The 22532-nt window shown below is 68.7% G+C and carries 20 protein-coding genes; 6 read left to right on the top strand and 14 right to left on the bottom strand.

Annotated elements, in window-relative coordinates; translation table 11 throughout:
* Positions 1-7 precede the first annotated feature (7 nt).
* The 9 genes from ACSUZC_RS13110 to ACSUZC_RS13070 all read right to left on the bottom strand — a co-directional run bounded on the left by ACSUZC_RS13110 (position 8) and on the right by ACSUZC_RS13070 (position 12043).
* Positions 8-811 (bottom strand): ABC transporter permease, encoded by an 804-nt coding sequence (locus ACSUZC_RS13110; RefSeq protein WP_439033113.1) that lies wholly within the window; start codon positions 809-811, stop codon positions 8-10.
* Entirely contained in the window at positions 811-1779 is a 969-nt protein-coding gene (locus ACSUZC_RS13105) for an ATP-binding cassette domain-containing protein (protein WP_439028985.1), read from the bottom strand. The genes ACSUZC_RS13110 and ACSUZC_RS13105 overlap by 1 nt, the downstream gene beginning before the upstream one ends.
* 13 nt (positions 1780-1792) lie before the next feature.
* Entirely contained in the window at positions 1793-2278 is a 486-nt protein-coding gene (locus ACSUZC_RS13100; RefSeq protein ID WP_439028984.1) for a PPOX class F420-dependent oxidoreductase, read from the bottom strand.
* A gap of 46 nt (positions 2279-2324) precedes the next feature.
* Positions 2325-3524, bottom strand: a complete 1200-nt coding sequence (locus ACSUZC_RS13095) for a serine hydrolase domain-containing protein (protein WP_439028983.1) — start codon at positions 3522-3524, stop codon at positions 2325-2327.
* A gap of 74 nt (positions 3525-3598) precedes the next feature.
* Positions 3599-4960: a polysaccharide pyruvyl transferase family protein gene (locus tag ACSUZC_RS13090; RefSeq protein ID WP_439028982.1), complete on the bottom strand. Its 1362-nt coding sequence runs from the start codon at positions 4958-4960 to the stop codon at positions 3599-3601.
* A gap of 72 nt (positions 4961-5032) precedes the next feature.
* Positions 5033-6661, bottom strand: coding sequence for an FAD-dependent monooxygenase (locus ACSUZC_RS13085; RefSeq protein WP_439028981.1), 1629 nt, complete (start codon positions 6659-6661; stop codon positions 5033-5035).
* A 131-nt stretch (positions 6662-6792) separates the two neighbouring features.
* Positions 6793-7200, bottom strand: a complete 408-nt coding sequence (locus tag ACSUZC_RS13080) for a hypothetical protein (protein ID WP_439028980.1) — start codon at positions 7198-7200, stop codon at positions 6793-6795.
* A 55-nt stretch (positions 7201-7255) separates the two neighbouring features.
* Entirely contained in the window at positions 7256-8683 is a 1428-nt protein-coding gene (locus tag ACSUZC_RS13075) for an FAD-binding oxidoreductase (protein ID WP_439028979.1), read from the bottom strand.
* 153 nt (positions 8684-8836) lie between these two features.
* Positions 8837-12043, bottom strand: a complete 3207-nt coding sequence (locus ACSUZC_RS13070) for a BTAD domain-containing putative transcriptional regulator (RefSeq protein WP_439028978.1) — start codon at positions 12041-12043, stop codon at positions 8837-8839.
* 115 nt (positions 12044-12158) lie between these two features.
* Between ACSUZC_RS13070 and ACSUZC_RS13065 the strand changes: the two genes are divergently transcribed.
* Both ACSUZC_RS13065 and ACSUZC_RS13060 read left to right on the top strand, forming a co-directional pair.
* Positions 12159-12530, top strand: a complete 372-nt coding sequence (locus ACSUZC_RS13065; protein ID WP_439028977.1) for a VOC family protein — start codon at positions 12159-12161, stop codon at positions 12528-12530.
* A 13-nt stretch (positions 12531-12543) separates the two neighbouring features.
* Positions 12544-13107 (top strand): mismatch-specific DNA-glycosylase, encoded by a 564-nt coding sequence (locus ACSUZC_RS13060; protein ID WP_439028976.1) that lies wholly within the window; start codon positions 12544-12546, stop codon positions 13105-13107.
* Between the two features lie 7 nt (positions 13108-13114).
* On the opposite strand, the gene ACSUZC_RS13055 is transcribed toward ACSUZC_RS13060, so the two are convergent.
* From ACSUZC_RS13055 to ACSUZC_RS13040, 4 genes are read right to left on the bottom strand one after another with little or no spacing between them, the layout of a single operon-like run.
* Positions 13115-13411, bottom strand: coding sequence for a DUF503 domain-containing protein (locus tag ACSUZC_RS13055; protein ID WP_439028975.1), 297 nt, complete (start codon positions 13409-13411; stop codon positions 13115-13117).
* Positions 13411-14238 carry a polyphosphate kinase 2 gene (gene ppk2, locus ACSUZC_RS13050; protein ID WP_439028974.1) on the bottom strand — a complete coding sequence of 276 codons (828 nt, stop codon included), beginning with the start codon at positions 14236-14238 and terminating at the stop codon, positions 13411-13413. Before ppk2 ends, ACSUZC_RS13055 begins: the two co-directional genes overlap by 1 nt.
* A gap of 9 nt (positions 14239-14247) precedes the next feature.
* The gene (locus tag ACSUZC_RS13045) at positions 14248-15231 is read right to left on the bottom strand and encodes a malate dehydrogenase (RefSeq protein WP_439028973.1); all 984 of its coding nucleotides are present in this window, start codon (positions 15229-15231) and stop codon (positions 14248-14250) included.
* Positions 15228-15734: an META domain-containing protein gene (locus tag ACSUZC_RS13040; protein WP_439028972.1), complete on the bottom strand. Its 507-nt coding sequence runs from the start codon at positions 15732-15734 to the stop codon at positions 15228-15230. The genes ACSUZC_RS13045 and ACSUZC_RS13040 overlap by 4 nt, the downstream gene beginning before the upstream one ends.
* 56 nt (positions 15735-15790) lie before the next feature.
* Between ACSUZC_RS13040 and ACSUZC_RS13035 the strand changes: the two genes are divergently transcribed.
* Positions 15791-16990, top strand: a complete 1200-nt coding sequence (locus ACSUZC_RS13035; protein WP_439028971.1) for a hypothetical protein — start codon at positions 15791-15793, stop codon at positions 16988-16990.
* A 36-nt stretch (positions 16991-17026) separates the two neighbouring features.
* On the opposite strand, the gene ACSUZC_RS13030 is transcribed toward ACSUZC_RS13035, so the two are convergent.
* Complete coding sequence (locus ACSUZC_RS13030) at positions 17027-18577, bottom strand: hypothetical protein (protein ID WP_439028970.1); 1551 nt, start codon at positions 18575-18577, stop codon at positions 17027-17029.
* A 152-nt stretch (positions 18578-18729) separates the two neighbouring features.
* Between ACSUZC_RS13030 and secA2 the strand changes: the two genes are divergently transcribed.
* The 3 genes from secA2 to gcvH are packed head-to-tail and all read left to right on the top strand — an operon-like array spanning position 18730 to position 22221.
* Positions 18730-21168, top strand: a complete 2439-nt coding sequence (gene secA2 / locus ACSUZC_RS13025; protein ID WP_439028969.1) for an accessory Sec system translocase SecA2 — start codon at positions 18730-18732, stop codon at positions 21166-21168.
* Positions 21165-21794 (top strand): CDP-alcohol phosphatidyltransferase family protein, encoded by a 630-nt coding sequence (locus ACSUZC_RS13020; RefSeq protein WP_439028968.1) that lies wholly within the window; start codon positions 21165-21167, stop codon positions 21792-21794. Before secA2 ends, ACSUZC_RS13020 begins: the two co-directional genes overlap by 4 nt.
* A 22-nt stretch (positions 21795-21816) precedes the next feature.
* Positions 21817-22221, top strand: coding sequence for a glycine cleavage system protein GcvH (gene gcvH, locus ACSUZC_RS13015; RefSeq protein WP_439028967.1), 405 nt, complete (start codon positions 21817-21819; stop codon positions 22219-22221).
* The last annotated feature ends 311 nt before the right edge of the window (positions 22222-22532 follow it).

Genomic DNA, 22532 nt, shown 5'->3' with positions numbered 1-22532 from the left:
ACCGACCCTAGCCGGGGATGCGTCGCCGTTCGTAGGTTCGCAGAGCCAGGACATAGGACACGACGCCGATGCCGACGCTCCATGCGGCCGATGCCACCACGCTCGCCGTCGACAGCGGAGCGTCGGTCAGCGTGCCGCGGAGCACCTCGATCACCGGGGTGAACGGTTGGTGTTCGGCGAACTGACGCAGCCCGGCGGGCAGCGACTCGGCGGGAACGAACCCGGTGCTGAGGAAGGGCAGCAGGGTGAGGAACATCGGTGTGTTGCTCGCGGTCTCGACGCTCTTGGCCGCCAGGCCCAGATACACCGACAGCCAGATCAGCGCGGTCCCGAACATCACGACGACGGCGACCGCGCCCAGCCAGTCGAGCGCATCGGCCGAGGGGCGGAAACCGATCGCGACGGCCACCGCCATGACGACGACGATGCTGAACAGTGCTTGCGCGAGACTGGCGAACACGTGGCCCACCAGAACCGCCGACCTGCTGATGTCCATGGTGCGAAACCTGTTGATGATGCCCGACGTCATGTCCATCGCGACGACTATCGCGGTGCCCTGGACCGCCGAAGCCACTGTCACGAGCACGATTCCGGGCACGACGTAGTCGAGGTAGGCGGCGCGTCCGCTCCCGCCCGCCGGCGAGATCATCCCGGCGCCGAGCTGGCCGCCGAACACGAAGACGAACAGCAGCAGGAACACGACCGGCAGCCCGACCAGCATCACGGTGAGCACCGGGAACCGGATCAGGCGGCGGATGTTGCGCCGCACCATGACCCGCGAGTCCGACACCGCGCGGGTGAGGGCGGTCATCATGGCGCCCCGTCGTCGCCGGTCGGGGCCGGAGGGTCCGCCGGGTTGCCGGTCAGGGCGAAGAACACGTCGTCGAGGGTCGGGGTGTGGACCGCCACGTCGGTGACCGCGATGCCGGCGGCGTCGAGACGGTTGAGCACGGTCCGCATCGTGGTGGCCGTGTCGTCGGTCGCGAGATCGAGCCTGCGGGACTCGGCGACGGGCCGTGCGTGCGGCACGAGGCCACGTGCGGCGTCGAAGGACTCGGTGTCGGCGAAGGTGAGTCGCACCTCTGAGTCATGGACGCGCTTCTTCAACTCGGCGGCGGTCCCCTCGGCGACGATGGTGCCGCGATCGAGCACGGCGATGCGGTCGGCCAGCTGGTCGGCCTCTTCGAGGTACTGCGTCGTGAGCAGGACGGTGACGCCTTCGGCGGCGAGCCGAGAGATCATGTCCCACAACACGCGCCGGCTGCGCGGGTCGAGTCCGGTGGTGGGTTCGTCCAAGAAGATCACGCGTGGCGTCGAGATGAGGGTCATCGCGAGGTCGAGGCGGCGTCGCATCCCGCCGGAGTACGTCGACACCAGACGGTCGGCGGCATCGGTGAGATCGAACTGCTCGATCAGTTCGTCGGCCCGCGCGCGGCCGTGGCGGCGTTCGAGGTGGCGTAGCCCGGCCATGAGCGCGAGGTTCTCCCGGCCGCTGAACAACTCGTCGATGGCGACGGACTGGCCGGTCACGCCGATCATGGCGCGGACCGCGCGGGTCTGGGTGCGGGTGTCGTGTCCGCCGATGGTGACCGTCCCGGAGTCGGCGGGGAACAGCGTCGACGCGATGCTGACGGTCGTGGTCTTGCCCGACCCGTTCGGGCCCAGCAGTGCGGTCACGCCCCCCGACGGCACATGCAGGTCGATACCGTCGAGAACACGGTGTGCACCATAACTCTTCGTCAGCGCGCGGATCTCGATGTCGGCGGCTGCGCGGCTCACCGGCGGCGGTCCGTCAGCTGTCCCGGGCGTCGAGCCGGGCCGCGACGTCGGCCGGGAAGCCTCCGGTGGCGACGGGTCCCCAGCGCGTGGGGGTGATGCGGATGAGCGACTTGCCCTGTGTGCGCATCGCCGCGCGGTACTCGTCCCAATCCGGGTGCTCGCCGGAGATGCTGCGGAAGTAGTCGACGAGGGCGTCCTCGGCCTCGGGCATGTCGAGGACCTCGGCGTCGCCGTCGACCTGAACCCACGCGCCGTTGAACTCGTCCGACAACACCATCACGCTTGCCACCGGCGTGGACCGGATGTTGTTCGCCTTCGCACGGCCGGGATAGGTGGAGATGACGATGCGTCCGTCCTCGTCGACCCCTCCGGTCACGGGCGACATCTGCGGACTGCCGTCGGATCGAGTGGTGCTCAGGATCATGTGATGGCGAGGGCGGATGAAGTCGAGGAGTCCGGCGCGATCGACGGTGTCGGCTCTCGCAATTGTTCTGGCCATGCCGCCGACCTTACGCCGGAACACGACTGTCGCGGAGTGGCTGTGGTCAGTCCGGCAGCGCCGCGATCAACCCGGCCTGCACGGCGTACACCGGCGCGGTGGGCTTCCCGTCGATCGTGACGTTGTCGTCGGTGTTCACCACGATGATGATGGTGGTGTTCGACGAATAGTTGTGGAACAGCGAGGTGTTGAAGCCCGGGAAGTCGCCGTCGTGGCCCCACCAGCCGTCGCGGTTGCCGATGCCGATGCCGTAGCCCGCGGTCGGGGTGTTCGGCGGCGGCGACGTGAGGATCGAGTCGCGCCGCAACTGTTGGGTGTCCGGGTCGAGGACGCCGCGGCCGGTGAACAAGGCCTCGCCCCAGGTCTGGAGATCGTCGATGGTGGAGATGACCGCCCCCGCGGTGGACGCGAACGACGGATTCCACCGGGTCGAGTTGACCGTCTGTCCGGCGGGCTGACCCTGATCGGTCAGGCCGTCGACGTGGGGGTCGGGTATCTCGACGGACTCGCCGGGCCACGAGGACTCGTCCATGCCCAACCGGGTGAAGATCCGGTCGGCGAACACCTCACCGATCGGCTTCGCCAGGACCTTCTCGATCACCAGGCCCAGCAGGACGTAGTTGGTGTTCGAGTACTGCCACCCCCGTCCTGGTGCGAAGTCAGGTGGCAGCGACTTCGCGGTGTCCACGAGTTCGGTTGCGGTCCAGGCGGATTCCGGGTCCGCGAAGAACCGCTTGTCGAATGCCTCGGATGCGGTGTACGACGGGATGCCGCTGGTCATGTCGGCGACCTGGCGCAACGTGGCGGTGCCGTTCGGGGCGTCGGGGACGTATCTGCTGATCGGGTCGTCTAGGGAGACCCGGCCTTCCTGGACGAGTTGCAACAGGAGCGTCGCGGTCATCGTCTTGGTGAGCGACCCGATCCGGGTGTGGTCGGCCGGCTCGATGGGTTCGTCACCGCCCGCTGCCCGGACGCCGGAGGTCCCCGTCCACGTTCCGGCCGGTGAGATGACCCGGGCGATCACGCCCGGGAACCCGCCCGAGGAGCGTGTCTCGTCGAGGACCTTCTGGAACGCCGCTGCGGTGTCGGCGGGGACCGACACCGGCGTCGTCGCCGGGGACGTCGACCCGGACGAGGCGCCCGACGCCGTTTCCGAGGGGGAGCACCCCGCGAGACCGAGGGCAGCCGTCACGCCGAGAACGGAGATGCGGACAACTGTCGAGCGCACAGGCGACCGGTGCTTCATCCCGCCATTTTGTCCGACACGGCCCGATCATGGGCGGATTGGCGGAAAGTGATCCGACGACGCGGTGGCCGCACTCAGATCCGGTGTGCCAGCACGCGTGAGACCGGATAGATGTCGTCGGCCGTGGCGAGTTTGGCCTCGATGGCCCGGGCGCGGTGTGCGGTGTCGAAGCCGCGGCCGGTGGGACGATCCGGGATGGTCGTACCAGAATCGACCACGGTCCAGTCCGATCCGGCATCGGTCAGAGACCTGTGCTTGGTCGAGTAATACACCGGCATCGAGACGATGGCGACGCCGGGATCGCCCGCGGCGGCGGCGAGGAGATGCGGGTGGAATCTGGTGCTGATCCAGGTTCTCCGGTGCCCGGCGGGCAGACCGTCCTGCCACACGTCGCGGAAGGGGAGGACCGTCGCGCCGTCGAGGCGCGCACCGAGCCGGTGGGCGACCTCGTAGTCGTGGCCGGGAATGCCCTCGACGACGGTGACGGCGGACCCGGGTATCTCCCAGGCATCGAGCGTCGACCGCACGAAATCGGTGAGTGCCGCGACGCCGGTCCCGCGCGGACCGGTGAACGACTCGGTCAGGTCGGACTGAAGACACAGGACGACCCCGTTGCGCCCCGAGGTCTCGACCTCTCCGGCAGGCTCGTCACGCCGGTAGAGCCGAGGTTCCGGACGGTGCAGGGCGAGCCAGGCGTCGTCGCCGGAGTGTCGCACTTCCACGATGCCGTCGAGTGCGTCCCTCGACGCCGCGTCACGGACGTCGACGATGTCGAAGCCGGCGAACGCGTTGCACAGCGCTGCCCAGGATGCTCCCCGGAGGGTCGGAACCAAACCCTGTCCGGTCGACACGAGTCGTGCACCTGAGCGCTCGGCAACCGCGGCCGCGGCGACGAACAGCGAGACGTGGTGCGGCCACACCGTGTTCAGGTATCCCCCGCCCAGTAGGTGCACGGTGGTCGCGGCATTGAGAAGGTCGATCCCCGCGGCCAGGCGGGGGGCCGCCCCCGGGTCGAGTGCGGCACGAGTCACCCATTCCCAGGGCGCGGTGGTTTCGGTCTCGCCGGCGTGGTTGGTCAGCTGCCAGAGGGTGTCGACGACGATCATGTCCGGGTGCGCGTCCCGCAGCAGAACTGCGGCGGATCCGGGGCTGTGACAGTCGAGGACGACCGTGGCGTTCGGGCGAACCCGCGCCAGGTGGCGCAGCCACGTCTGCGCGATCAGCTCGTCGCCGTAGTTCGGATGACCCGCCGGGGCGACCAGGTAGATCAGCTCGCCGGTACCCATCGCGCGACCGATGCGTGAGTCGGCGGCGCGTGATCGCAACGACGAACCCGCCCGGTCGGCGAGGTGGCCGGCGACACTCCACAGGGGTCGGTCGATGCGGATACGACTGTCCCCGGCACGATCGGTCCCGGTTCGCCCCCAGATGGTCACGGTGTCCAAGGTTACGGACTGCCGACGGTGCACCCCGCGGTGGCCGCGGTGCTGGTGCTCCACCAGAAAGGGTTACCGGAACGTCGACGCCAGGTAGGCGAGCGCGGGCTCGAATTCGGTGACGGGCCCGCGGTATCCGAGATACCCGTCGGGTCGGATGACGAAGGCCGTCGAGCCGTCCGGCAGATATCCGGCGGCGAAGCGGCCGTCGGTGTCGCGCAGCAGCGGGAGTTCGGTGCTGCCGACCTGAGCGGTCGGTGCTGCGACCACGTGGACGCCGACGTGCCCGTGTGAGTGAGCGGTGATCTCTCGGGCGAGCGCCTCGAGCGCCGCGACGTCCTCGGCGCCCGCGGAGGCGTCCGCGTAGAGGACAAGCGAGTGATCGCCCGCACCCAGCAGAGTGAACAACCGTACGGGGTTGTTGACCGACTCACGGCTGAGACCGATCGCATCCGGGGCACGTTCACCGGCACGTGGTGCGGCGGGCCGACTGGGGATCGTCGACCCCGCGACGATCGGGCTGTCGGCGTAGGAGATCAGCAGCTGCGCCTCACGTCGCATGACGAATTCCAGATCGGTGGAGTCGGTACCGATGCCTTCACGCGCGTCGCGGACGGTTCGGCCGACGACCTCCTCGCCCACGGGGCGGCGTTCGAGATCGTAGGACTCCAACAGCGTCGACGACGCGTCGCCCGCGACCGCCAGCGCCAGCTTCCAGGCCAGGTTGTGAGCGTCCTGCACCCCGGTGTTCATTCCCTGGGCGCCGGTCGGCGGGTGGATGTGGGCGGCATCGCCCGCGACGAAGACCCGTCCCCGGCCGTAGGAGTCGACGATCCGATGGCTGATGCGGAACACCGAGGACCAGCGCATGTCGGAGACGGTGGCGGGCTCGGGCGCCAGCCGGTCGACGACGGCCTGGATGTGGGACAGTTCCGGCGTGCGGTTCCCCTCGAACCCATGGGCGACACCGTCGCCACTCGTCTTCGGCGCGATGCGCAGTTCCTCCGGGACCAGCATCGACATCCGGTAGCGACCGCGTCCGGGAAGAGGTATGCACACGAGGAGATCGTCGGAGGTGCCGTCGGCAGTCTGGTGCATCGACCGGATCGCATAGCCGCGCGGCATCGACCAGTCCACGGCGACGTCGCCGAGCATGTACTGCTCGTCGAAGGCGGCGCCCTCGAAGCTCAAGCCGAGGCCTTTGCGCACGATGCTGTGCGCCCCGTCGGCCCCGATCAGGTAGCCGGCGCGAATTGTCGCGTCCCCGGCGCCGCCGGCGAGTGTCACGGTGACCCCGTCGGCGTCCTGCTCGAAGGCCGAGACCGACACCCCGCGTTCGACGACGGTGCCGAGGCCGGCGAGGCGTTCGCGCAGGATGCGTTCGGTCGCATACTGGGGAAGGAGGTGGAAGCGGTAGGGCACGTCGGCCGGCGTCATCAGGTCGACGCGCGAGACCTGGTTCCCGTTGACGTACACGAGTTGTCCGCGCATCTCCATACCGGCATCGAGGACCTGTTCGAGTACGCCCATGCCCTCGAAGACCTCGAGCGTGCGTGGTTGTATGCCAACGGCTTTCGCATACTGCGGTGGTTCGAGAAGCGGATCGACGATCCGGACACCGACCCCGCGGCGTCGGAGTTCGATGGCAGCGGTCAGTCCGATGGGCCCGGCGCCTGCGATCAGGACGTCGACATCGTTCATGAGATCCTCCCGTGTCGGCCGACGCCGACTGTGGGGAGGATTATTCGTGTTGCGAGCGAATGTGCGGTGGTGATCGGGAAAATCGGGCACGGATATCGGGCGACGGCGCCGGAACGCCCGCACCGCCCCGATCACCGCGGGATGGTCGACGGACCCACCGTGTGTGCGCCGAGTTCCTGTACCCGCGTGCGTAATTCGCGGTCGGCCGTGACCACCACGCAGGCACGGCCGGGTGAACCGGCCACGACCGCGACGATCGCGTCGTCTCCCGACGCAGGGGCCTCGACGACCCGGACCGCCGCGCCCGGAGCGATGCCTCGAGCCCTGCCCTCCACCACCAGCACCACGTCCAACGGTCCCGCCAGGCCGTCGAGCCCGGCTTCGGCGACCGATTCCAGCCTGTCCCGTAGACGTTCTGCCGCCGCCCGGCGATCCCGCCACCACCCGTCGGGGACCGACCCGACGACGTTGGCGCCGTCGACGACGAGCAACGTCGACGTTGGAGTTCCCGCCGGTCCGGACGAGGTGTCGGAGGTCATGCCGACCATCAGCGCATATCGGGCGTCGCCGATGCAAGCGGTGCCGTCACAGCGGTCAGATGTCCCCGTGGCAGAAGCGGTTGCCCGGGTCGAGGGCGTTCTTGATCTCGGTGAGCCGTCGTCGATGGTCGGCGCTGAAGGCGTCGGCGGCGCGTCCGGCACGTTCGGTGCCGGAGGTGAAGTTGAGGTACGCCGCGCCCGTCACGAACGGAGCCAGTTCGGTGCGGGTGACCCGCAGCGTCGACTCGACGGCGAGCGCGACCTGCGGGTCCCCGACGACCGCGACGAGTTCGAGCAGGAACTGTCCCGAGCGTGCGCGATCGTTCGCCGCCTGCAGCGCCCCGCGCGCGATCGCACCGCCGGCGTGCCGGATCTCGCCCGACACGATCAGCGGGGCGGTGGCCGCGGGCGGGCGAACCCGTCCGGCGATGATGTCCACGGCCTCGTCGGGCAGGTCGTCGAACCATTCGGTGGTCACCATGACGGGCATCGGTTCGGTCGGGTCCATGCTGATGGCGTCGACGGCCGCGAACGGCATGACATCCCAGGTGTCGACGACCGGTCTCCGCCAGCGGCGCCACTCGTCGACGATGGCGCGGCCGGTCTCGACGTCACCGGACCAGCATCCCCGCACCACCGCGAAACTCCGGCCGCGCAACGGTTCCGGAATGCCGTCGGTGGGCGGGAGGTTGAGCACGGCCACTGCCGAGGTCAGTTCTTCGGGCTGGGCGGGGGCCCAGTCGCGGAAGCGGCGGATGATCTCCTCGGCGTCGGCGGCGGGGTAGAAGAGGTTGCCCGCGTACACGGTCGAGACGTCGGCGAGCGTGATCTCCATCGACGTCACCACCCCGAGGCTGCCCGCGCCGCCGCCCCGCAGTGCCCAGAAGACGTCTGGGAAGCTGGCGTCGGTGACCCGAATCGGCGTGCCGTCCGGCGTCACCAGATCGAAACCCCGCACGGAGTCCGCACACAGTCCGTGATGCCTTCCCAGCCAGCCGAACCCGCCTCCGAGCGTGTACCCGACCGCGCCGACGGCACTCGACGACCCCATCAGCGGTGCGAGCCCATACGGGACGGCGGCGTCGAGGACCATCTGCCATGTGGCGCCGGCACCGATCCGGGCTGTCCGGGTCACCGGATCCACGACCACCGAGGTGAGCCGGGAGGTGTTGATCAGCAGGCCGCCGTCGGCGGCCCGGCCGGTGCCGTGACCGGTCGCCTGGACGGCGATGCGCAGATCCTCGTCGGCGGCGAAGCGGACCGCCTCCACGACGTCGAAGTGATTGTCGGGTAGGGCGATCACCGCCGGGCGGTGGCCGCCGAGCCGGTTGAATCCCGACCGCGCCTCGAGGTAGCCCGCGTCGCCGGGTCCGACCACGTCGCCGGCGATGCGGTCGCGGAGTTGCGCGAGCACCGACGTGCGGGTGCGGACGATCAGTCGTTCGGAGTTCTCGGCAGGTGAGGCTGCGGGTCTTACGGTCATCGGCGGGTCCTCGAGTGCGGCCGGGTCGTCCGGCGGGAGTCGGTCAGCTCCGGCAGCGCCGGGTGTCCGACCACGTTCTCCGGAAGACCTTGGCGACGACTTGAGGCGGACTTGATCCGGCCGGCTCGGCAGGGCCGGACACGGTTCCGGAGGTCACCGCGGCGGCGACAGACCCCATGTGCGTCCGAGCTCGTCGATGCGTGCCACCAGGGCGTGGGCCTCTTGGGCGAGCGCGGTGTCACGGGCACTCCGCAGCGTCGTGCCGACCTGTGCTGCCGGGCGTCCGTTGGCGTACTCGTAGCGGGCACGCACCAGGGCGAGATGAGCGGCGGCGTACCGTTCGCCGGTGCGTTCGGCGAAGTCGGAGGCACGATCGAGTAGCACGGCGGCGTCGGTGAGCTTGCCCGCGACGACCAGGGTCTCGGCATGCAGACCGAGCCAGAATCCCTCGCCGGTACGCGGGTGGTCCGCCATGTCGCGGTGGTCGGCGCCGAGCTGATCGATCCTGGCGAGAGCGTCGTCGATGTCGCCGGTCATCGCCCGTGCCCACCAGTACATGCGCTCGCCTCCGCGCCGGAGGTACGCGAGCGCGCCGCCGCTCTCGGAGACGATCGCGCGACCGGCGTCGAGGACCCAGTCCGCATCGCCGAGCATGGACGCCGCGCCGACCGCGAAGATCGCCATGCCCAGTTGCGACCGGGGATCCGGGCGTGCATCGGCCATCGTTGCGAACAGGGCGCGTCCGGCATCGGCACCGAGGTGGATGGCGGCGGCCCACGCGCGGAATCCGCGGGCCATCGCTAGCTGGTCGTCGCGAAGGCCTTCGAGGTCGGTTCCGACGGGTGCGTAGGTGTCCAGGATCCGGTGTGCCGCCCCGAAGTTGCCCCGCGTGAACTCGTCGATGCCGGCGACCTGCATGCCGAGGTGGACGACGACCGGATCGTCGGACCCCTCGGCGCGACGGCGCAGGTCCTGTGCGAGTCGATGTCCGGTGTGCGCGTCGGCGATCTGGATGTGGGCGGCGCAGCGGGCGTAGTCCAGAGTCGCGAGGAGGCGGGTGTCGCCCAGGGTCGAGGCGAGGCTTCGGGCGCGCTCCTGGAGATCGGGGTCGGCAGCGAAGTACCCGTGCGCAGCGACCTCGCCCGCGAGGCGGGTGGTGATCGCCACCAGTTCGGTCTGCTGATCGCCGATGTTGCGCGCCAGCGTCGCCGCGTCGCCCAGATGGCGTTGCGCACCGTCGAAATCGTAGGTGCGCAACGCGATGTCACCCGCGGAGAGCAGGGCCGTCATGGTCCGGTCGCGATCGGCCAGCGGACCCGCCGACCACAGGTGCCGGGCGACGCGTGTCACCGCGTGTGGCGACGAGTTGCCGGCGAGTGCGTCGGCGATCGCCAGGTGGAGGCGGCGGGCGCGCTTCGCGGCGATGCCACCGGCGATGGCCTCGCGGATGATGTCGTGACTGAATCCGAAGCCGAACGGGTCATCGGGCCCGAGACGGATGACCCCGACGGTCCCCGCGGGCTCGAGCAGGTCGAGCGCCTCGTCGACCGGTCGCCCGGCGGCGGTCGCGAGCAGGACGAGGTCCACACGCGTTCCGATCAGCGCTGCGAGTTCGAGGAGTTCGGTGGTCTCCGGACGCAAGCCGACGAGGCGCTGCCGGACCACGTCCCGGACCCCGGACGGGACGGCGCTGCCCGCGATCGAGCCGCGGTCGGCGAGGATGCGTGCCAGCTCGCGGACGAAGAACGCGTTGCCGCCGGTGCGTCGTTCGATCGACGACACGGTGGCCACTTCGGGCCACTGCTGTGTCTCGCGGCGGATCAGCTCCGAGATGTCGTCGCCGGTGAGGGGGCCGACATGGATGCGCCGGTGTTCGGGGAGTCGGGCGAGCGTCGCCAGGGTCGAGGCGACGACCGGTCGCGACGACGGCGAGCGCAGCGACGCGAAGAACGTCACCCCCGGCGTGCGTCGAGAGGCCATGTGCGCGAACAACTCCAGCGAAGCCCCGTCCGCCCACTGCAGGTCGTCGAGGACGATGATCAGTTTCGACGTCGCCGCCACCCCGTCGAGCAGGTCTGCTGCCTGGTCGTAGAACTGGAAGCGCGCGGCCGCGTCGGGCATCTGCCGGGGTGGCGGGATCACGTTGACCCCCTCGGTGACCATCCGTCCGAGCGAACTGTCGAGGAGTCGTTCGCGGTCGCCGGGATCGAGCCGGGGGAGAACCGAACCCAGGATCTGCACCCACGGCCACATCGAGGGGGCTGCCGGATCGTCGACGCAGCGTCCCCACAGCACGCGCAACTCCGCGGCGCCGGCCGCTCGGCGTCCGGCCTCGTCGAGGAGCGCGGTCTTACCCGCCCCGGGTTCGCCCTCGACCACGACCACGCCGCCGTGCCCCGACATCGATGCGAGCACCGCACGATGCAGCGCGGACAACTCGTCGGCCCGGCCGACCAGTGACGGTGCCTCGTCGAACTCGAACTGCCCAGACGACTGCCCCGACGACGGCTCCGACGCCGGTGTCGTCGGCGCGGCAGGCACCCTCGCGGGAACCGACGGGCCGACGGTCATGCTCTCGGACCGCGCCGGGGCGTCGAGGTGTGGCGCGTGGTCGAGGATGTCACCTTCGAGGGCCCGCAGGCGGGGTCCGGGATCGACGCCGATCTCGTCGGCGAGGATGCGACGTGCGTTCGCGATCGCGCCGAGAGCCTCGGACTGGCGTCCGAGGCGGTACAGCGCGGTGGCGAGCAGCACCCACAGGCCCTCGTCGAGCGGCGACCGTTCGACCGCACTCTCCAGCTCGGTCACCAGCAGACGGTGGTCGCCCGCTGCCATGCGCGCTTCGAACGACATCTCCCGGGCGGCCTGCAGCATCCGTTCCAGGCGGTCGGCGGCCTCGTCGCGGAAGGGGAGCCCTTCGAACTCGGGCAGCAGCGGCCGGTAGGTGTCGAGCACCTGCTGGAGCAGGGGAGCAGCACCCGCTGTGTCACCGTCTTGCATCAGGGTTCGTGCGTTCGCCAGGGTCGCCGTCAACCGACGCAGGTCGACCTGCTCCGCGGTCGTGGGGAGGCTGTACCCGGTTCCGTGGGTCAGCAGCACCGTGGACGGGCTCCGGGGCCGGCGGCTCGGCTCGAGCGCCTTGCGCAAGCCCGAGATGTAGGACTGCAGGGAGACCTCGGCGCGTTCGGGCGGCGAGTCTCCCCAGATGCCCTCGATCAGCGCGTCGGCGCGCAGCGGCGTGCCCTCGGCGAGGATCAGCTGGGCGAGTATCGCCCGCTGCTTGCGCGTGCCGAGTTCGACGGCATCGGAACCGATCTGAGCGCCGAGACCGCCCAAGACCGAGTACGAGAGTCCGAGCATCGACGTGAGTGTAAGTGGTGGCCGCACCCGGTGGGTGGCTAGTGGACAACGCGGCACAGCGGTGGGCCGACTCGCCCGTCGCGAGATGTCGGCGCCCGCCGGTAGGTTGATGCCCATGACACTCGCGCTGGGCATGATCACCGTGGACTCTCGTCAACCGATGCCGCTGGCCACCTGGTGGGCCGAGCAGCTCGGTGGACGCATCGTCGAGGAGAACGACGGATACTTCGTGGTCGTGGCACATGTCGAAGGCGCACCGCTCGTGGCGTTCCAGCGGGTCGACGACCCGACGCCCGGCAAGAACCGCATGCACCTCGATCTCACGACCGAGGATCTCGAGTCGGAGGTCGCGCGCCTGGTCGCCGCCGGGGCGACCAAGATCGCCGACCGCGAGATGCCGGGCTTCGCCTGGGTGACGCTTGCCGATCCCGACGGCAACGAGTTCTGCGTGTCGGGTCGGCACGGCTCCACGACCTCGGAATCCTGACTCGGCGACACCGATGGGTTTCACCAGGGCAGAGTTGCTCGATTACGCCGACCGGACGGTCGACGACCTCGTCGGCGACGAGTGCCGGTTGTTGTTCGTCGGCATCAATCCCGGTCTGTGGACGGCCGCGACGGGCGCACATTTCGCCCGGCCCGGCAATCGTTTCTATCCCGCCCTCGCGCGTGCCGGGATCGTCGATCATGTGATCGACGCGTCGGCGGGGATGTCGGACGCGGACCGCGCGACGCTGCTCGACCGGGGCATCGGGATCACCAATGTCGTACCGCGCGCCACGGCCACCGCAGCCGAACTCACCGACGACGAACTACGCGAGGGTGGCCGCCGGCTGCGGGAGCGCGTCCGTGCGATCCGCCCGAGGGTGGTCGCGGTGGCTGGTATCACCGCCTACCGCAGCGCGTTCGGACGACGCGACGCCGTTCCGGGACGCCAGGACGAGACCTGGGACGGCGCAGACCTGTGGGTGGTCCCCAATCCGAGTGGCCTCAACGCCCACGAGACCGTGGACTCGCTCGCCGAGGCCTACCGCCGTGCCGCCGCCGCGGCCGGCGTGGTGTGAGGCGCGGTCAGAAGTCGTCGGCGCTGAGTACGCGGCGTCGAACCGACAGCAGTTCCACCTCCGGGTGACCCGCCGCAGATCGCTCTGCCTGGTCGAGCACGTCCACGACATGGCCGCGGTCGGCCGCGACGACACTCACCCCGATCACCGTCCGCCGGTGCACGTCCAGATGCCCGACCTCGGCCGCCGAGATGGCGAACCGTTTGCGGAGATCGGCGACGATGGGCCGCACCACCGAGCGCTTCTGCTTCAGCGAGTGGACGTCACCGAGCAGATAGTCGAACTCGCAGAACCCGATCCACATCAGTGGTCGGTGCGGATCAGCGTCGCCACGTGGTCGGGTACGTACTTGGACAGTGAACGAGGCGGTCGGTGATAGTTCCCGGACTCGATCGGATGCTTCGGCAGGGACACCTTCGGTCGCGGGACCTCTTCGTAGTCGAGTGTCGAGAGCAGGTGGGAGATCATGTTGAGCCTCGCGTGCTTCTTGACGTCGGATTCGACGACGTACCACGGACTCAGCGCAGTGTCGGTGTGGACCATCATCTCGTCCTTGGCACGCGAGTAGTCCTCCCACCGGTATACGGACTCGAGGTCCATGGGGCTCAGCTTCCATTGCCGCACAGGGTCGTTCATGCGTGAGCGGAATCGCTTGAGCTGCTCGTCGTCGGACACCGAGAACCAGTACTTGCGCAGCAGTATGCCGTCGTCGATCAGCATCTGCTCGAAGATCGGCGTCTGCCGGAGAAAACGTGAATGTTCTTCGGGCGTACAGAAACCCATGACCTTCTCGACGCCCGCGCGGTTGTACCAGGAACGGTCGAACAACACGATCTCACCCGGCGCAGGCAGGTGTGCGACGTATCGCTGGTAGTACCACTGTCCGCGTTCGCGATCGGTCGGGGCGGGCAGCGCGGCGACGCGTGCGACGCGCGGACTCAGGTATTCGGTGATCCGTTTGATGGTGCCGCCCTTGCCCGCGGCGTCACGTCCCTCGAAGACCACCACGACCCGTGCGCCGCTCGCGCGGACCCATTCCTGCAGTTTGACGAGCTCGGTCTGCAGCCGGAACATCTCGGCCTCGTAGACCTTGTTCGCGATCCGCGCCTGCTTCTTGTCCTTCTTCGACATGAGCAGAGATTACGGCTTGTCGACGGCGTCCCGCTCGGATTGCAGTTCGGCGACCGACGCGTCGATCCGGGAGCGGGAGAACTCGTTGATCTCCAGACCTTCGACGATCTGCCACCGACCGTCGACCGAACGGACCGGGAACGAACACACGAGCCCTTCGGGCACACCGTAGACGCCCGGCGACGGCAGAGCCGCCGACGTCCAGTCGTCGGGCGGGGTGCCGAGGACCCAGTCGTGCACGTGATCGATCGTGGCGTTGGCCGCGGATGCCGCCGACGATGATCCGCGCGCCTCGATGATCGCGGTTCCCCGGCGGGCGACGGTCGGGATGAAGTCGTCGACGAGCCAGTCCCGGTCCGCGGCGATGTCGGCACCGCTGCGATCGCCCACGCGTGCGTGGAAGATGTCGGGATACTGCGTCGCCGAGTGATTGCCCCAGATGCTCACCCGACTGATCTCGTCGACATCCGCCCCGGCGCGGCGGGCGAGTTGTGCGATCGCACGGTTGTGGTCGAGGCGGGTCAGGGCCGTGAATCGCTCGGCGGGCACCTCGGGTGCGTGAGCCGCCGCCACCGCGGCGTTCGTGTTGGCGGGGTTGCCCACGACGATCACCCGGATGTCGTCGGCGGCGACATCGTTGATGACCGCGCCCTGGGCGGCGAAGATGTCCGAGTTGGCGGCGAGCAGATCCGCACGCTCCATGCCCTTGGTGCGCGGACGAGCGCCGATGAGCAGACCGAAGCTCGCGCCGTCGAACGCCTTGCGCGGGTCGTCGAGGACATCCACCGACTTCAGGAGCGGGAACGCCCCGTCGTCGAGTTCCATCGCGGTACCCTCCGCTCCGGCCAGGGCCTGGGGGAGTTCGAGGAGGCGGAGCGCGATGGGCTGCTCGTGTCCGAGCATCGCGCCCGCGGCGATGCGGAACACGCTCGCGTACCCGATGCTGCCGGCGGCGCCGGTGACGGTCACGACGGTCGGCACGCGGCGGTTCATGCCTGACGCTCCGTCAGCAGGACCTGACTGCCCGGTCCGACGAGGACCAGGGCGTGCCCCACCGAGTACCAGGTGAGCGGTTCCCGGGTGAACTCGGTGATCCACGCGTCGGCCTGCGATCGGGGGCCGGGGCACGCCATCATCGTCGAGGCGAGCGAGCTGAGCCGCAGAAGCGAGTTGTCGACGCGGAGATCACCGATGTGCCGGTTGCACCCCGCGGACAATGAGATGCGGTTGGCGGCCGGGAAACTGACCTCGAGGGGGCCACCGCCCGGGATCTGCTCGCCGGTCACCGCGGTGGAGGAGTAGGTCTTGCCGACGAAGTCGGGCACCCCGGGAGCAGCCGATGCCTGACCGGCGGCCACCACGGTGGGACCGAGAGCGATGATCACCGCGCTGAGCAGCAGTGCCATGCGTAAGCTGATGCGGTGCTTGCGGCCTTGATGACGCTGTGGCACCGGTCGACACCGGTGCGTCGAGAGACGGGATTCGTCAGAGCTCACGGTCACGACGGTAGCCGACCGGACGGGGGTATGGATATGACGAATGGGGGCGCCACATGGTCCCGGTGACCTGTCGTACGGAGTATCTGTCCGGACGCCACCACCGTTCTGCCACCTCCGCATGGGTGCTGATGCTCGCCGGGATGGTCGCACTGGTGGGACTCAACATCGCCGGGGTGAGTGGCCTCGTCACCTCGGCGGTGGTCGTCGCGGCACTCGCCGCGTCGCTGCTGAGCGCCGCCTACGGCCGCCTCGGTGACCGCGGCGCCGTGTTGCTCACGGTGGACGACGACACCGTCTACTTCGGGAACGAGGACCGCACCCTGCAGGCCTATCCCTTGGCGTCGCTGGTCACCGTCGCGGTCGGCGGGCCGTCGGATTCGACGTCGGACATGGCCGGCGGACGTGCCCGGCACCTCACCGTCGCCGGGCAGAAATACCTCAAGCTCACCTTCGCGACACAGAACGGCAAACCCGTTGAAGCGGAGTCGATCCCGGTCTCCGACAGGTCCGAAGCCGAGACCGAGTTCTGGCGCGTCGCGGTCGTCGACGGTGACCCGGCCGTGGCCGAGATACTCACGCGCCTCCGTCGGCACGCCCCGGAGCGTGTGACGACCAAGAAGAAGTCGTCCGCATCCGCCGCATCGCGGCCGCGTGCCGAGGCGACGCCCGACGCCGAGCCGGTGGACCTCACCCGGCCACCCTCGTCCGGGCCGCGGATCGTCGACGCCGGATCCGACGAGGCCGCCGAACGTCTGTGGGAAGAGGCGACGCGCAGGCACGACGAGATCCTCGGCGCGTACGGCACCTATGAACTCGATCCCGCGATGCTCCTCCGGTACCCGGCTGTCACCGATGTGACAGTCGAACAGACGCAGACGTTCCATCTGGCGCTCGACGAGGCGACCGCGTTGCGCACCGACGAGTACCCGCGGAACCGGTCGCGCGCCGACGCCTACCAGCAGTCCGTGGCCGCTTTGCGACGAGCCTGGATCGCATGCGAGAAGCATGGCCGTCGCGTGGGATCGACCTACTTGGAGCAGGGCGATCAGGACGATCTCGATCGTGCACTTAAGCTCTACAACCACGCAGCCGCCAGCAGCACGCCCGCCGAGCAGGCCACCTACTACGGCCGGGTTCGCGACATCGTCAGCACGATGACCGATCGCGGAGTGCTGCACCCTCCGGAGGCTGCGGTCGCCGAACTGCAGGCGGTCACGCGCCGGGCATTGGAAGCGGGCACGCCCAAGGCGTGACGCCGCCGGACGTCCTCTGCCGTGCGTGGGCGCGGGTCAGTACAGACCGGGCTTGATGTACGTGCCGTCCAGTGTGTAGAGACCCTCGGCGTCTTCTGTGTGTGCGATCTCCATCGCGATGACGAACGGCTGCTCGTCGTCCACCCGGTTGCGTTCCACCTCGACACCCACCGCGTCGCGGTCGTACTCGGGCACCGACGCCCGCCGCATCAGGTCGGCGCGGACCCGGTCGAACACCTCCGCGGAGGTGTTGTCGAAGCGGAAGCCGTCGGCTCGATACCGGCTGGAGGAGATGCTCGCGGCCGGAAAATGGCCGGGCGCGATGGAGACCTCGCCGCCGCGGTCACCGATCCGGTACCGAACCAGGACGCCGCCCGAGTTCTGGATGTCGCTCGCGGTCACCGGTGATACTCCGTCGGCGATTCCCTGGATGATGAATTGCTCGATGACGGGTGCGTTCAGTGGGACGCGTGCCGCCACGAGCTGGTCGCGAGCGAGCTGGAACGACTTCTGGAAGTCGGCGGGGTCGAAGAACTCGGCGACGGTCCCGTCCGGGCGGGCCTGGACCTTGTAGTCCTCGGACGTGTCGGGTCCGGGATCGATGGTGCCGGCGAGGAGCACGGGTGCGCCGGGCTCGGCACGGTCGATCTCGATCCTGCTCAGAACAGGCTCGCTCGCGTACGGCGCGACGGCGGCCAGCATCTTCTCGGCAGTCGGCGGGAGAACGGCAGGATCGATCGTCGCCGCGTCGAAGGTCATGCCGGCGCGTTCGGAGTTGGACACCTCGGACCGACTCGAACTCGAGTCGGACACATAGATGCTGTAAGCACGGCCGTTGCTCGGATCGAAGACGACAGCCTGGCCGGACGGGGAGGTGCCCAAGGAGTAGGTCAACCGCAGCACGTTGCCGACCGCCTCGGGTCCCTGATACTCGGCGATCGCGGCGAGCATGCGTTCGTGCTGTTCGGCGAGCGACGCAGCGACTTCCTCCTGCGACTCGGCCTGCTGTACGACGGACCCGAAGTCCGACAGCGACGGCCCTTCCACATGCCACCCGTCGGCGACCCCGAACAGCAGCGCGCCAGCGGCCAGCAGGGTCACCACCGGGTACACCACCGCCCAGCGGCCGGGCTGGTCGTCGAACTCGGGCGTCTCGGTCTGTTCCCGGGGTGGCAGGGCATCCGGCGGCAGCGTCGTGAACGGACTGTCGGTCAGCGACTGGAAGTTGCCCTTCGTCATCGAGGTGATCCAGCGGGCGCGGTAGGCCGTGTCGTCCGGGGGATTGATGGTGGCGGTGACCATCGTCGGCTGGAGGTCCTCGGCGGTGAGGCTGCTGCGTGTGAGGGCCTCGACCTCGACCTGCGGCGCATCGGGGGAGGAGATGGCGCGCCGGAACTCGGGGAGTTCGGACACTCTCGAGGGGCGCGGGCTGACCGCGATCCCGACGAAGACCAGCGGGATTCCGAAGAACAACGCAACCCACCAGTCGTTGAACGCACCCAGACCGACCCCGGTGGCCACCAGCAATCCGGCGAGCACAGCACGTATGAGACGCCAGCGAACCCTGTTCCGGCGAGTCCTGGTCATGGGTCGTCCTTGTCCTCGGGCGGAATCGGTGGACTGATCATAATGTCGCCGACGCCGCTCGACCAGCAGCCGCGTACCGTTGTGGCTGACCTGGCCGCCGCACGGGGGTGAGCCGGAAAGTTGACCGGGAAACGATCAGGAGAAATGTTTCGGTGGGAAAGCTGACCAACAGCATGTGGCGTCTGCTGGGTGCCCAGTCGACTCGTAACCAGTCGAAGTCGGTGGGCGTGATCAAAGACGCCGAAGCCCACACGGATTGGGCCGCCGAACTCGCCGACGACGCATTCGCCGGCGAGGCCGAGAAACTCGACATCGGCGAGAACGCCGCGGACCGCGCCAGATTCCTCGCGCTGGTTCGTGAGGCCGCCGACCGGTCGATCGGCCTACGACCCTTCGATGTGCAGCTGCAGGGTGCGCTACGCCTGCTCGAAGGCGACATCGTCGAGATGGCGACCGGTGAGGGCAAGACCCTCGCAGGTGCGATCGCCGCGATCGGGTATGTCCTACAGGGTCATCAGGTTCACGTGATCTCGGTCAACGACTACCTGGCGACCCGTGACGCGGAGTGGATGAAGCCGTTGTTCGACGTCTTCGGGATCGCGGTCCACGCGATCGCGGAGAACTCGAGTCGCGAGGAGCGCCGCCGCGCATACGCAGGTGATGTGACCTACGGTTCGGTGAACGAGATCGGCTTCGACGTCCTGCGCGATCAGCTGGCGCTGTCCGAGTCCGACCTCGTCTCGCCCAAGCCCGACGTCGCCATCATCGACGAGGCCGATTCGGTGCTCGTCGACGAGGCCCTGGTGCCGCTGGTGCTCGCCGGTTCCACCGAGACCGAGGTGCCGGACCAGGCGATCCACGACGTCGTGTCGCGGATGAAGAACAAGCACTACGAAGTCGATGCGGAGGGACGCAACGTCACGCTCACCGACGAGGGCGCGGCGTTCGTCGAAGAAGAGCTCGGCGGCATCGACCTCTACAGCGAGGAACATGTCGGCACGACGCTGGTGCATGTCAGCATCGCGATGCATGCGCACTACCTGCTCGAGCGCGACATCCACTACATCGTGCGCGACGGCGGCGTGCACCTGATCAACGCGTCCCGTGGCCGCGTCGCCCAGCTGCAGCGCTGGCCGGACGGCGTACAGGCCGCGGTCGAGCTCAAGGAGGGTCTCACCCAGACCGACTCCGGCGAGGTCATCGACACCATCACCGTGCAGGCGCTCGTCGGCCGGTATCCGAAGGTGTGCGGGATGACGGGCACCGCGATCGCGGCGGGCGAGCAGTTCCGTCAGTTCTACGAGTTGCGGGTGTCGCAGATCCCGCCGAACACCCCCAACGGGCGCACCGACCTGCCCGACCGGGTCTACGACACCAAGGCCAACAAGGTCGAGGCGATCGTCGCCTACGTGAAGGAGATCCACGAGACCGGTCAACCGGTGCTCATCGGCACGCATGACGTCGCCGAGTCCGAGGAGTTGGCGTACTTCCTGGACAAGGCGGACGTACCGTCGGTGGTTCTCAACGCGAAGAACGACGCCGAGGAGGCCAAGATCATCGCCGAGGCCGGCGCCCGCGGAGCGGTGACGGTCTCGACGCAGATGGCCGGCCGGGGTACCGACATCAAGCTCGGCGGTTCGCACGAGGACGACAAAGCACATGACGAGGTGATCGAGCTCGGCGGTCTGTGCGTCGTGGGTACCGGACGGCACGACACCGAACGGCTCGACAGCCAGCTCCGCGGACGCGCCGGCCGTCAGGGCGACCCGGGTACGTCGGTCTTCTTCTCCAGCCTCGAGGACCCGGTCGTCACCAGGAACCTGGCGTTCAAGCGTGACCCGGTGTCCCCCAACGAGGACGGGTCCATGGGCGGCAAGGGCATCGACCTCATCGAGCAGGCGCAGCGGATCGCCGAGGGTGTGATGCTCGAACTGCACGCCAACACCTGGCGTTACAACAAGCTCGTGAACCAGCAGCGCGACATCATCGTCGACCGCCGCATGCGGATCCTGACAACCGATGCCGCGCTCGACGAACTCGCCGAGCTCGAACCCGAGCGATACGCGCAGCTGCTCGGCGAGTCGGCGGCCGTCGCCGAGAAGGCCGACTCCGAGAAGGCCGACTCCGAGAAGACCGACACCGAGAAGACCGACACCGAGAAGACCGAGAAGTCCGGCACCGCAACGGGAGCCGTCGCCGCGGCGTCCGCCGGGTCGACTCCGGTGCCTCGTGACGTGCTCTCGCAGGCGGCGCGCGAGATCGTGCTGTACCACCTCGACCGTGCCTGGGCGGATCATCTCGCGTTCGTCTCCGACGTGCGCGCGAGCATCCATCTGCGCTCACTCGGCAAGGAGAGCCCGCTGGACGAGTTCCACCGGTTGATCCTGTCCGAGTTCGCCGATCTGCCCGGTACGGCGCTGACGAAGGCCCGGGAGACGTTCCGCGAGGCGACCATCACCGCCGACGGCGTCGACCTCGGTACGGCGGACCTGCACCGGTCGACGACGACATGGACCTACATGGTCCACGACAACCTGTTCTCCTCGGGCGGGGCCAAGACGCTTCAGGGCATCATCGGGATCTTCCGGTGACCGAACCGGAGGCGGCGGCCACGCCGGCTCCGGACCGGATCGTGACGGTCCCGAACGCGCTGAGCGTGCTCAGGCTCGCACTCATCCCGGTGTTCGTCTGGCTGTTGCTGGTCGAGAAGGCGGACGGGTGGGCCTTCGCCGTGTTGATGTTCTCCGGTTTCTCCGACTGGGCCGACGGCAAGATCGCCCGCCTCCTCGACCAGTCGTCGCGGATCGGGGCGTTGCTCGATCCGGCCGCCGACCGGCTCTACATCGTGATCATCCCGATCGCGTTCGGCATCCGTGAGTTCCTGCCATGGTGGCTGATCGGCGTCATCATCGCGCGCGACGTCCTGCTGTTCGCGTCCGCGCCACTCCTCCGGTCGCGCGGGGTGTTCGCGTTGCCGGTGCTCTACATCGGCAAGGCCGGGACCTTCGCGCTCATGAGCGCTTTCCCGTGGCTCCTTGCCGGACAACTCGATTCGATCGTGGGGACCATCGCCTACCCCATCGGGTGGGCCTTCATGATCTGGGGAGTCGGACTCTATCTGTGGTCCTTCGTCCTGTACTGGTATCAGACGATCCTGGTGGTGCGGCTCATGCCGCCGCGTCGCCCGGCAGGCACCTCGGCAGACAGTAGAGTCTGACCGAGAACGAAAGGGGTTCGCAGTGACCGACAGCAAAGTTCCAGACACCCTGCGCTACACCGCGGAGCACGAGTGGATCGAACGGCTCGGACCCACCACGGTGCGCGTCGGCATCACCGATTACGCACAGGACGCGTTGGGTGACGTGGTGTTCGTGCAGCTGCCCGACAGCGGCGCAGAGGTGACGATCGGCGAGTCGTTCGCCGAGGTCGAGTCGACCAAGAGCGTCTCGGACATCTTCGGCCCCCTGGCGGGCACGGTCTCGGCGGTCAACGATGCGCTCGACGCCTCTCCCGACCTGGTCAACTCCGACCCGTACGGCGAGGGCTGGCTGGTCGAGATCGAGGCGGCCGACGAAGCGACACTCGACGAGCACCTGGGCGAGGTATTGGACGCGGCCGGCTACCGCGCCGTCATCGAGGGGTGATGATTTTCCTGCCGCGACCGGCCGGTGGTGAGATCGACCCGGGTGATCGCTTCGGTGACGATATGATCGTCGATGCCGGAGTCGACTCGCTCGACGGTGCGATCGGCATGACCGGTACGGTTACGGCAGTGGGAACGAGGCGCGACGTGACACCGATGTTCACGATCACGCGCCGAGATCTACCCGGCCGCAGATGTCATGTAGATTCGATCGGCCATCGTGGAGAGAACCGACGGGGAGCGTCCCGGAGAGCGCAATGGTTCCGCCGGATGTATGCAAGGACTGAGCGGTTGGCACTGACGACGACGAAG

The sequence above is a fragment of the Gordonia terrae genome, assembly GCF_051789125.1.
Taxonomy (GTDB): Bacteria; Actinomycetota; Actinomycetes; order Mycobacteriales; family Mycobacteriaceae; genus Gordonia; species Gordonia terrae_A.
The sequence above is the reverse complement of the archived record's forward strand: the minus strand, read 5'-3'. Positions and strand labels throughout refer to the sequence as shown.